This is a genomic window from Streptomyces sp. NPDC056160 (assembly GCF_042268205.1).
Classification (GTDB): Bacteria; Actinomycetota; Actinomycetes; order Streptomycetales; family Streptomycetaceae; genus Streptomyces.
Genome location: NZ_JBHJUW010000102.1, coordinates 22,111 through 32,300, shown reverse-complemented (window position 1 = coordinate 32,300; position 10,190 = coordinate 22,111). Strand labels below are relative to the sequence as shown.

9 protein-coding genes and 1 riboswitch are annotated in these 10,190 nt (G+C 73.5%); of the genes, 2 read left to right on the top strand and 7 right to left on the bottom strand.

All coding sequences use genetic code 11. The annotated features are described in order from the left end of the window. Nucleotides 1–91: 91 nt before the first annotated feature. Both ACFC02_RS30060 and ACFC02_RS30055 read right to left on the bottom strand, forming a co-directional pair. A complete protein-coding gene (locus ACFC02_RS30060) occupies nucleotides 92–1,759 on the bottom strand; it encodes a glycoside hydrolase family 13 protein (protein WP_376363982.1) in 1,668 nt (555 codons plus the stop codon). Nucleotides 1,760–1,887: 128 nt separating this feature from the next. Further along, entirely contained in the window at nucleotides 1,888–2,247 is a 360-nt protein-coding gene (locus tag ACFC02_RS30055) for an ArsR/SmtB family transcription factor (protein WP_376363979.1), read from the bottom strand. A gap of 80 nt (nucleotides 2,248–2,327) precedes the next feature. Beyond that, a riboswitch (cobalamin riboswitch) is annotated at nucleotides 2,328–2,512 on the top strand. Between the two features lie 29 nt (nucleotides 2,513–2,541). On the opposite strand from ACFC02_RS30055, the gene ACFC02_RS30050 reads away from it, so the two are divergent. Then, nucleotides 2,542–3,681, top strand: a complete 1,140-nt coding sequence (locus ACFC02_RS30050) for a HoxN/HupN/NixA family nickel/cobalt transporter (RefSeq protein WP_376363976.1) — start codon at nucleotides 2,542–2,544, stop codon at nucleotides 3,679–3,681. 249 nt (nucleotides 3,682–3,930) lie between these two features. On the opposite strand, the gene ACFC02_RS30045 is transcribed toward ACFC02_RS30050, so the two are convergent. Further along, nucleotides 3,931–4,329, bottom strand: coding sequence for a winged helix-turn-helix transcriptional regulator (locus ACFC02_RS30045; protein ID WP_376363973.1), 399 nt, complete (start codon nucleotides 4,327–4,329; stop codon nucleotides 3,931–3,933). A 156-nt stretch (nucleotides 4,330–4,485) separates the two neighbouring features. On the opposite strand from ACFC02_RS30045, the gene ACFC02_RS30040 reads away from it, so the two are divergent. Further along, nucleotides 4,486–5,097, top strand: coding sequence for an FMN-dependent NADH-azoreductase (locus ACFC02_RS30040; protein WP_376363971.1), 612 nt, complete (start codon nucleotides 4,486–4,488; stop codon nucleotides 5,095–5,097). A 357-nt stretch (nucleotides 5,098–5,454) separates the two neighbouring features. Here the strand turns inward: ACFC02_RS30040 and ACFC02_RS30035 are convergent, their stop codons facing one another. From ACFC02_RS30035 to ACFC02_RS30020, 4 genes are all read right to left on the bottom strand, one after another. Further along, nucleotides 5,455–6,435, bottom strand: coding sequence for an NAD(P)H-quinone oxidoreductase (locus tag ACFC02_RS30035; RefSeq protein WP_376363968.1), 981 nt, complete (start codon nucleotides 6,433–6,435; stop codon nucleotides 5,455–5,457). Nucleotides 6,436–6,596: 161 nt separating this feature from the next. Next, nucleotides 6,597–7,694: a potassium channel family protein gene (locus ACFC02_RS30030; RefSeq protein ID WP_360966340.1), complete on the bottom strand. Its 1,098-nt coding sequence runs from the start codon at nucleotides 7,692–7,694 to the stop codon at nucleotides 6,597–6,599. Then, on the bottom strand, nucleotides 7,691–9,208 hold the full coding sequence (locus ACFC02_RS30025; protein ID WP_376363964.1) for a molybdopterin molybdotransferase MoeA: 1,518 nt from the start codon (nucleotides 9,206–9,208) through the stop codon (nucleotides 7,691–7,693). Before ACFC02_RS30025 ends, ACFC02_RS30030 begins: the two co-directional genes overlap by 4 nt. Next, entirely contained in the window at nucleotides 9,205–10,155 is a 951-nt protein-coding gene (locus ACFC02_RS30020) for an NTP transferase domain-containing protein (RefSeq protein ID WP_376363961.1), read from the bottom strand. The genes ACFC02_RS30025 and ACFC02_RS30020 overlap by 4 nt, the downstream gene beginning before the upstream one ends. Between the last annotated feature and the right edge of the window lie 35 nt (nucleotides 10,156–10,190).

Here is a 10,190-nt window from a genome sequence, read left to right as displayed (position 1 = left end):
TCGTCATCCGTCAGAACCACTTCGACCGTCGGCCGACCCATGCGCGCCATGAGCCCAGCATACTTCTACGGCTTTCCTAAGACTCGGGACACTAGGCCAGCCACACGGTGGTGTCCGGGTCCAGCCGGCGGCCCGTCGGCGGAGCGCTGCTCAGCAGGACCTCGCCCGGCGGCAGCGGAACAGGCTGCGGCGACAGGTTGGTGACGCACCGCCAGCCGTCGCCGCGCGCGAACGCCAGCACCCCGGCCGGGGTGTCCTCCGCCCAGGTCAGCGACTCGCCCGCGAGCAGCTTGCGGCGCAGCCGCAGGGCCGTGCGGTACAGCTCCAGCGTCGAGCCCTCCACCCCGTCCTGCGCCTGGACGGCGTACGCCCCGAAGTCCGTCGGCTGCGGCAGCCAGGCCCCGCCGGGACCGAAGCCGTACGACTGTCCGGTCGTCGTCCACGGCAGCGGCACCCGGCAGCCGTCCCTGCCCTTGCGGAGGTGGCCCGTCTGCTCCCAGATCGGGTCCTGGAGCACCTCGGTGGGCAGGTCGGCCACCTCGGGCAGGCCCAGCTCCTCGCCCTGGTAGAGGTAGGCCGAACCGGGCAGGGCCAGCATCAGCAGGGTCGCCGCGCGGGCCCGGCGCAGCCCGGCCGCGCCGTCCACGGCGGGCGCGCGGCCGCCGGACAGCAGCCAGGCGTTCTCGTCCGTGCCCGGCGGGAGCACCAGCCGGGAGGCGTGCCGGACCACGTCGTGGTTGGACAGCACCCAGGTGGCCGAGGCACCGGCGGCCCGCGCGGTGGCCAGGGACGCGGCGATGGTGCGGCGCAGCTCCCCGGCGTCCCAGCCGGCCTGGAGGTACTCGAAGTTGAAGGCCTGGCCCAGTTCGTCGGGCCGGGCGTACAACGCGCGCCGCGCGTCGGGGACCCAGGCCTCGGCGACCGCCGTGCGGGGCGGCGTGTAGGCGTCGAAGATCTTGCGCCAGTCGCGGTAGATCTCGTAGACCTCGTCGCGGTCCCAGTACGGGTGGCTGCCCGGCTCGACGTGCGGCAGCGCGTCCTCGCCGGTGGCCCCGATGCCGCCGACGTCGCGCAACGGCTCGTCGAGGTCCTTGACCAGGGCGTGCGCCACGTCGACGCGGAAGCCGTCCACCCCCCGGTCCGACCAGAACCGCAGGGTGGTGCGGAAGTCGGCGCGGACCTCCTCGTCGCGCCAGTCGAAGTCCGGCTGCTCGGGCGCGAACAGGTGCAGGTACCACTGCCCGTCGGGCACGCGCTGCCAGGCGCTGCCGCCGAAGACGGACTGCCAGTCGGTGGGGGGCAGTTCACCGTGCGCGCCGCGCCCGTCGCGGAAGACGTACCGGGCGCGGGCGGCGGAGCCCGGTCCGGCCCGCAGCGCCTCCTGGAACCAGCGGTGCCGGTGCGAGGAGTGGTTGGGGACGATGTCGACGATCACCTTCAGACCGAGGCGGTGCGCCTCGGTGACCATCGCGTCGAAGTCGTCGAGGGTGCCCAGACGCGGGTCGACGTCCCGGTGGTCGGCGACGTCGTAGCCGCCGTCGGCCAGTTCGGAGGGGTAGAACGGACTGAGCCACACGGCGTCCACGCCGAGGGCGGCGAGGTGCGTCAGCCGCTGGGTGACGCCCCGGATGTCACCGAGTCCGTCCCCGTCGGCGTCGGCGAAGCTGCGGGGGTAGACCTGGTAGACGACGGCCTGCCGCCACCAGTCGGGACTGCGGGAGGACAGGTCGGGCGGCACGTCGTCGGTGCGGTCGGTCACGCGGTCTCCTCTTCGTGCGTCGGAGCGACACAGAGAATCTGTCCAGATCCGCGGAAAAGCGAACACGTGGGGTGGTACCTGGGCACAGGGGGCGACCGGCGGGGCGCGCCGTCACCCCGGTGCCGGCGTCAGTCCGTGTCCGCCGCGCAGTGCTCCAGGAGGTGCCGTACGTCCTCGTCCACCAGGCGGTAGCGCACCACGCGGCCCTCCTTCTCGCCCTGGACGGTGCCCGCCGCGCGCAGCAGGCGCAGGGCCTGGGAGACCGCCGGGTCGTTCATGCCGGTGGCGACGGCGAGGTCGGAGACGGCCAGTGGGCCGGTGCGGTGCAGGGCCAGCAGCAGGGCGAGCCGCTTGGGGTCGGCCAGCAGCGAGAAGCGCTCCGCCCACGCGCGGACGTGACCGGGCTCCCCGATCGCCGCGATGGCGTCGCACACCCGGTGGCCGTCGATGGTGCGGCGGTCCGAGCGGTCGGCAGGGACGAGATGCATGCCCCCATCCTCGCAGGCACCGATGTGTGATCTTCCGTACCTGCGCAGGTATGCAGCTATGCAGACGACGGTCCCTCCCTCTACCGTGGGCGGGCCGTGGTGCTCGGGAAGTCGGTGCGAAGCCGACGCGGCCCTCGCCACTGTGATCGGGGAGTTCCCCTTCCGTCCGGCATCCGCCGGGCCACTGGTCGCACGACCGGGAAGGCAGGGAGGGAGGACGTACGGACCCTAAGCCAGGAGACCGGCCACGGCAGCTCACGAAGTGATCCACGAGGTGCTGGAGCGTGATACCGGATGACCCTGCCCAAGCCTGCCCCGACGCCGGCCGCCGCCCCCGGGGGGCCCGCCCCCGCGGCGACCTTCCGCTGGCGCCGTGAGGACACCCTCAAGACCGCGGGCCTGATGGCGGTGATAGCCGCCCTGCACGTCGTCGCCTTCGGCATCCTGTTCCTGCTCGTCGTCCCCGAGCACTACCAGGTCGGCAGCAAGGCCTTCGGTATCGGCCTCGGCGTCACCGCCTACACGCTCGGCATGCGGCACGCCTTCGACGCCGACCACATCGCCGCCATCGACAACACCACCCGCAAGCTGATGGCCGACGGCAAGCGGCCGGTCTCGGTGGGCTTCTGGTTCGCGCTGGGCCACTCCAGCGTGGTGGTGGCCATGGCCGCGCTGGTGGCGGGCGGCGCCCAGCTCGCGGGCACCCTGATGAACGACGACTCCCGTACGCACCAGACGCTCGGCATCGTCGGCACCACCGTCTCGGGCACCTTCCTCTACCTGATCGCCGCCCTCAACCTGGTCGCCCTCGCCGGCATCCTGAAGGTGTTCCGGGCGATGCGCGCGGGCACCTACGACGAGCGGGAGCTGGAGGCCCACCTGGACTCACGGGGGTTCATGAACCGGATCCTGGGCCGCCTCACCAGGTCGATCTCCCGGCCCGGCCAGATGTACCCGCTCGGCTTCCTCTTCGGCCTCGGCTTCGACACCGCCACCGAGGTCACGCTGATGGTGATGGCCGGCTCCGGCGCGGCGGCCGGACTGCCCTGGTACGCGATCCTCTGCCTGCCCCTGCTGTTCGCCGCCGGCATGAGCCTGTTCGACACCCTGGACGGCACGTTCATGAACTTCGCCTACCAGTGGGCGTTCTCCAACCCCGTCCGCAAGGTGTTCTACAACCTGACCATCACCGGCCTGTCCATCGCGGTCGCCTTCTTCATCGGCACGATCGAGCTGGTCGGCGTCCTGCACGACAAGCTCGACCTGAGCGACACGGTCACCGGCTGGATCGCCGGACTCGACCTCGACCACGTGGGCTACGTCATCGTCATCCTGTTCGTGGTGGTGTGGGCGGCGGCGCTGGCGTACTGGAAGGTCGCCAGGGTCGAGCAGCGCTGGGCGGTGGGGGCCGGAGCGGGGGAGGCGGCCGACTAGGGCGTGTTTCGAATGTAGCGCCGTCCGCCCGGAGGGCGGGCCCCGCGGCGTCCGGTGCGTGCGATCGCAAGGCGGAGGGTCGTCCGCGTACCGGGCGTACGTGGACGATCCCGACAACGCGGCGAGCGCGCGTGCCAGACGCCGCGGGGCTGGGGGCACCTCCCGGCCGAAGGCCGGGGGAGGGACTTTCGAAACACGCCCCGGCCGGACCGTGGTGCCGAAGGCACGTAGGAGCGTAGGGCGGGGACGTCACGCGTTCCGGGTGTCCTCGGCTTCCTGCTGCCGCAGGGAGGGGCAGCCGTCCTGCTCGGACGTCCCGAGGAACCGCTCGGCCCAGCCGCCCAGTTCCTGGAGGGCCGGCCTCAGGGCCTCGCCCGCGGGAGTGAGTTGATAGGAGACGCGCAGGGGCGGGCCGGCGTCCACCTCACGGCGGACCAGGCCGGCCTCCCCGAGTTCGGCGAGGCGGTCGGAGAGCATGCGCTCGCTGATCCCGCTGACGGCGCGGCGCAGTTCGGCGAAGCGGCCGGGACCGCTCATGAGGCTGGCGAGGATCACGCCGTTCCAGCGTTTGCCGAGAAGCAGGAAGACGCGTTCGACCGCACCGCCCGCCGCCGAGCACTGCCCCGCGTCCTGTCGCTCCACTGTCATGCGCCCATGGTACCGCCCACCGCTCATTTACTACGAAAAAGTGGGGTACTGTAATTTCGTAAGCAGCTGAGGAAGCTGACATACGAATCCGGGTGCCTCCGCACGCCCGGACCACCCCCGCCGTGCCCCGCGCGGCCCACCCGAGGAGCACCTTCCATGGCCGTCCTGCTGCACATCGACTCGTCCCTCTTCCCGCTGGAGAACTCCGGCTCGCGCCGGCTCACCGACGCCTTCCGCAAGACCTGGCAGGAGGCGCACCCGCAGGGCAGCGTCATCTACCGCGACCTGGCCGCCGACCCGGTGCCGCACCTGGACGCCGCCACCGTCACCGCCGAGTCCCTCCCCCCGCTGCGCGAGGAACTCATCGCCGAGTTCGAGAAGGCCGACGTCCTCGTCATCGGCGCCCCCATGTACAACTTCACGATCCCCTCCACCCTCAAGGCGTGGCTGGACCAGATCATCCTGGCCGGGCGCACCTTCGGCGAGGGCGTGCCGCCGTCCGGCAAGCGCGTCGTGGTCGCGGCGTCGCGCGGCGGCTCCTACCGCCCCGGCACCCCGCGGGCCGGCTTCGAGCACGACACCAACTACCTGGAGACGGTGCTGGGCGGCGGGCTCGGCCTGCAGGTCGAGGTCATCACGCGCGAACTGACGATGGCCCCGGTCAACCCCGCCATGGCCGCCCTGGTACCGCAGGCCGAGGAGTCGGAACGCGAGTCGCTGGGGCGTGCCGCCGAATCCGCACGGGAGCACGCCGCGCTCCTGGTCTGAGCCCCGAGGCCGGCACGCTCCGGCCCGCTCGCTCCGGCCCGCTCGCTCCGGCCCGCTCACCCGGAAAGGTGCTTCACGATGTCCACGCGCGCCACCGCGCACCTCATGGCGGCGCGCGGCCCTCACCCTCACCGCGACGGGCACTGCCCGGGCCGCCCTCTCGCTGCCCGTCGCCGAGCGCCGGACCGGCACCGCCAGGACAGCGGCCACTCGATCAAGGCCGACAGCAGCCAGGTCTCCCCCGAGCGTCGTGGCCGACCAGCACTACGTGCACACCGCCGGCGTGGCCGACGGCACCGTCCGTCGAACCCGGCGCCGGGCTCGGTGCGCCGGGTCCGTACGGTGTCGCGGCGCCGATCAGGAGGCCACCAGCAGCACCTTGCCGACGTGGGAACTCTCCTCCACCAGCCGATGGGCGGACGCGGCCTCCCGCATCGGCACCTCCCGGTCGACGACCGGCCTGACGTGCCCCTGAGCGAACAGCGGCCACACGTGCTCGCGGACGGCCGCCACGATGGCCGCCTTCTCGTCGAGCGGACGGGCTCGCAGCGAGGTCGCGCTGACCGCTGCCCGCTTGCCCAGCAGGGCGCCGATGTCCAGTTCGGCCTTGGTGCCGCCCTGCATGCCGATGATCGCTAGCCGCCCGTTGACGGCGAGGGCCCGGACGTTGCGGTCCAGGTACTTGGCGCCCATGTTGTCCAGGATGACGTCGGCGCCGGCCCCGTCCGTGGCCTGCCGGATCTCCTCGACGAAGTCCTGCTCCCGGTAGTTGATCAGGATGCCGGCGCCCAGTTCGGCGCACTGGTCCAGCTTCTCCTTGGTGCCCGCCGTGACCGCGACCCGCGCGCCGGCGGCCTTGGCCAGCTGGATCGCCATGGTGCCGATGCCGCTGGAGCCGCCGTGCACGAGCAGGGTCTCGCCGGGGCGGAGGTGGGCGACCATGAAGACGTTCGACCAGACGGTGCAGGTCACCTCGGGCAGGGCCGCCGCCTGCTTGAGGTCCACGCCCGGCGGGACGGGCAGCAGCTGGCCGGCCGGGACGGCGACCTTCTCGGCGTAGCCGCCGCCCGCGAGGAGCGCGCACACCTCGTCGCCGACCGCCCAGCCGGACACCCCCGGCCCGAGGGCGCTGATCCGGCCGGAACACTCCAGGCCGGGGTAGCGGGAGGCGCCGGGCGGCGGGTCGTAGTGGCCCTGGCGCTGCATGATGTCGGCCCGGTTGACGGCGCCGGCCACCACCTCGACCAGCACCTCGCCCTCGCCGGGGACGGGATCCGGCACCTCGTCCCACACCAGCGCCTCGGGCCCACCGGGTTCGGGAATCGTGATCGCATGCATGGGGCCGACGCTACTCCTCGCCCGGCCCCGCGCCGCGGGCCCCGGCCCGCGCGCGTGCCGCGGGTCGGCCCGCCGGTCGCGGGGTGGTGCGCCGGTCGCGGGGTGGTGCGCCGGTCGCGGGTGGGTGCGCAGGTCGCGTGCCGTGCGCGCGGGCCCCGAGGTCAGTCCAGCGGCAGCGGGCGGGTGTCCGGGGTGACCTGGGTGCCGGGGGTGGCCCGGACGATCGTGATCAGGCGGTCCGTCAACTGCAGGGACGCGGCGGCCGGATCGTCGTACCCGAGGACCCGGTGGCCGCGGACGACGCTCACCACGAGGTCGTCGATCTCACGTGGACTGCGGCCCGCCTCGGCCTTTATGACGGGCCGTTCGACGATGTCCAGACCGCTGCCCTGCTGGATGATGTCCTCCATGACCATGCCGGCGGCGGGGCTGAGCACGGAGAGGCCCAGCAGCCTTCCCGCCGCGCTCGCGCTGGTGATCACGGCGTCCGCCCCGGACTGCTTGAGCAGCGGGGCGTTCTCCTCCTCCCGCACCGCGGCGACGATCTTCACCGCCCGGTTGAGCTGCCGGGCCGTCAGGGTCACCAGGACGGCCGTGTCGTCCCGCTGCGTGGCGATGATGATCTGCCGCGCCCGCTGGACCTCCGCCCGTTTCAGCACCTCGCTGCGGGTGGCGTCGCCGACGATGCCCGCGTATCCCTCCGCCGTGGCGGCGTCGATCACCTTGGCGCTGGGGTCGACCACGACGACCTGCTGCTTCTTCAGCCCGGTCGCGCAGACGGTCTGGATCGCCGACCTTCCCTTCGTCCCGAAACCGATGACGACGGTGTGTTCGCGCAAGGTGGACCTCCAGCGGCTCAGACGCCACTCCTCGCGGGTGCGCTCGGTGAGGACTTCGAGCGTGGTGCCGACGAGGATGATCAGGAACAGCACGCGCAGCGGCGTGATGACGAGGATGTTGGTGAGCCGGGCGCTGTCGCTGACGGGCGTGATGTCGCCGTACCCGGTGGTGGAGAGGGTCACCGTCGCGTAGTACGCCGCGTCGAGGAGGTCCACGGAGCTGTCGGCGTTGTCGTGGTAGCCGTCGCGGTCGGCGTAGACGACCACGACGGTCACGACGAGTACGAGCAGTGCCATGGCCAGTCGTTTCCCGACCTGGCGTATGGGACGGTCGACCACTTTCCTCGGGAGTTTCACCCGATGGGTCACGAGATGTTCGTCCGCCTGGCGGGCGATCGCGTCATGGCCCGGAAGTTTCACGTGAAACACACTCCGATTCCGGCGGCGGCCCAGGGCAGATCCAGCAGTTCGGCTTCCTGGCCGGCGCGGAGACCGCCCGGCGGTACGACGGCCAGCGCGTCGGACGCCGCGACACCGCGCAGCATGGCGGGGCCGTTGTAGTGCAGCGGGACCGCGTGATCACCCCGCAGGACGACGGGGACGAGCCGGGTGTCGCCGGGGTGCCCGTGCACCCCGTCCCGCAGCGGCAGCGTGTACGGCTCCGGGGCCGGGCGCGCGGCGAGGGTGCGCAGCAGCGGCTCGGCGAGGGTGAGCAGACCGGAGACGGCGGCGAGGGGGTTGCCGGGGAGGCCGACGAGGTGCTGGTTCTCCTTGGTGCGGGCCAGGAGCATGGGATGGCCGGGGCGCACCTGGACGCCGTTCACCAGCAGCTCGGCGTCCATGCGGCGCAGGGTGGGGCGGACGTGGTCGACGGGGCCGGCGGCGGTCCCCCCGGTGGTGACGACGAGGTCGGCCTCGGAGCGGGTGAGCGCCCGGTGCAGGGCCTTGGCGTCGTCGCCGATCCGCCGCACCCCGGCCACCTCGGCGCCGAGGGCGCGCAGCCACGGCGGCAGCATCGGACCGAGCGCGTCCCTGATCCGGCCGTCGTGCGGCAGGCCCTCGGTGAGCAGTTCGTCACCGAGCACGAACACGTCGACCCGGGGCCGGGGCACGGCGGTGAGGGCGTCGTATCCGGCCGCGGCGGCCAGGCCCAGCACCGCCGGGGTGACCAGGGTGCCGACGGGCAGCAGCTGGTCGCCGGTGCGGCACTCCTGGCCGCGGGCGCGGATGTCCTGGCCGTGGCCCGGGTCGCGGACGGAGTGCAGCTTTCCCTTGGCGTCCGTCCGGCCGTGCTCGGTGCGCAGCACGGCCGTGGTGTCCTGCGGGATGCGGGCGCCGGTCGCGATCCGTACGGCCTCGCCGTCGGTCAGCGGCTCGGGCTGCGCGTGCCCGGCCAGGGAACCGCCCTCGCGCACGTCCCACGGCCCGGGTCCCGCGACCGCCCAGCCGTCCATCGCGGAGGTGTCGAAGGAGGGCAGATCGGTGAGGGCGGCGAGGGGACCGGCCAGGACCAGGCCCAGGGCCGCGTCCAGGGGGACCGAGACGGGGGAGCGGCGGGCGGCGGCACGGACGGCGCGGGCGGCGATCTCACGGGCCGCGGGCCAGGCGACGGACTGCGCGTGACCGTGCGGGCCCGTCTGCGCGCCGTGCGTGTGCGGGGCCGTGGCGGGGCCGGTTCCGGGGCCTGGACCGTGCCCGGCCGACTGTGCCCCGCAGGAGGTACGACCGCCTGAGGGGTGACCGGAGAGGCCGTGGCCCGGGGTGGCGTGACCGGCGGATGCCGCGCCGCCGGGGGCCGACGTGTCACCGTGGCCGTTGCCGGCGCCGTTGCCGTTGCCGGGGAAGTGGCCGGCACTCTCGTTCACGAGCGCGAGCGCCTCCTCGACGTCGAGGTCCTCGGCGTCCTCGCCCGTTCGCACACCGCGGGCCGTCATCCGGCGTCCGGGCGCGTGTCGGGCGTGGCATCGGGGGCCACGTCGCCCTGCGCCCCCGCACTGCCCGTGCTCTCCTCGTCCGCCCAGCGCAGGGCCAGTGCCGCGGCCTTGCGGGCGGCCTCGGCGACCGCTTCGGGGCCCGCCCCGGCCCGGGCGGCGGCGTAGCCGACGAGGAAGGTGGTCAGGGGCGCCGCGGGCCGGGCCACTCCGTGGGCCGCGTCACGGGCGAGATCGAGCAGTACGGCGGTGTCGACGTCCAGGTCGATGCCCAGTTCGTCCTTGACTGCGGAAATCCATTCATCCAGCACGTGCCCATGCTCCCTGATGCGTGCCCTGGCGGTGGCGATGTCGTCCCAGGTGTCGCAGTCGAAGGAGGCTACGTCGTCCGGGACGCGGGTGAGGTCGAGTGCCGCGGTCAGCCGGCGCAGGGGCAGACCGGTGAGGGCGCCGTGTTCCCGGGTGAGCGCCGTCAGTTCGCGGCGCAGCGCGGGGGCGCGGTAGGCCGCCACGAGCGGCTGGTCGCGGCCGTCGGCGTCGGTGAGCAGCACTCCGTCGGCACTCCCCGCGTCCAGGGCGGCGAGCAGGTGCCGCACCGCGTCCGGCCGCAGGAAGGGCAGGTCGGCGGAGAGGACGACGACCAGACCGGCCGTGGTGTGGCGCAGACCCGCGGCGAGCGCGGCGAGCGGACCGCCGCCGGGCGGGTCCTCGCGCGCCCAGCGCACGGGCCGCGCCGTGGGCCGGGGGCCGGCCACGACGACGGTGGTGCGCGCCCCGGCGCAGGCGCCGAGCACCCGGTCGAGCAGGGTCCGGCCGCCCACGCGCACACCGGGTTTGTCCGCGCCACCGAGCCGGCGCGCCTCTCCCCCGGCGAGCACGACGGCGTCGTGGTCCGGCGGCGGGTCGCCGAACGGGACGTCCCGGGCGCCGGAATGCTCGTAGGCGGTCACCCTCCGAGTATGCGTCCCGCCCGTGACCGTGAGGA

Excerpts from the sequence above, each read along its gene's own strand:
- ACFC02_RS30055 (WP_376363979.1), bottom strand. The coding sequence starts at position 2,247 with ATGCATCTCGTCCCTGCCGACCGCTCGGACCGCCGCACCATCGACGGC.
- ACFC02_RS30050 (WP_376363976.1), top strand. The coding sequence starts at position 2,542 with ATGACCCTGCCCAAGCCTGCCCCGACGCCGGCCGCCGCCCCCGGGGGG.
- ACFC02_RS30045 (WP_376363973.1), bottom strand. The coding sequence starts at position 4,329 with ATGACAGTGGAGCGACAGGACGCGGGGCAGTGCTCGGCGGCGGGCGGT.
- ACFC02_RS30040 (WP_376363971.1), top strand. The coding sequence starts at position 4,486 with ATGGCCGTCCTGCTGCACATCGACTCGTCCCTCTTCCCGCTGGAGAAC.
- ACFC02_RS30035 (WP_376363968.1), bottom strand. The coding sequence starts at position 6,435 with ATGCATGCGATCACGATTCCCGAACCCGGTGGGCCCGAGGCGCTGGTG.
- ACFC02_RS30025 (WP_376363964.1), bottom strand. The coding sequence starts at position 9,208 with ATGACGGCCCGCGGTGTGCGAACGGGCGAGGACGCCGAGGACCTCGAC.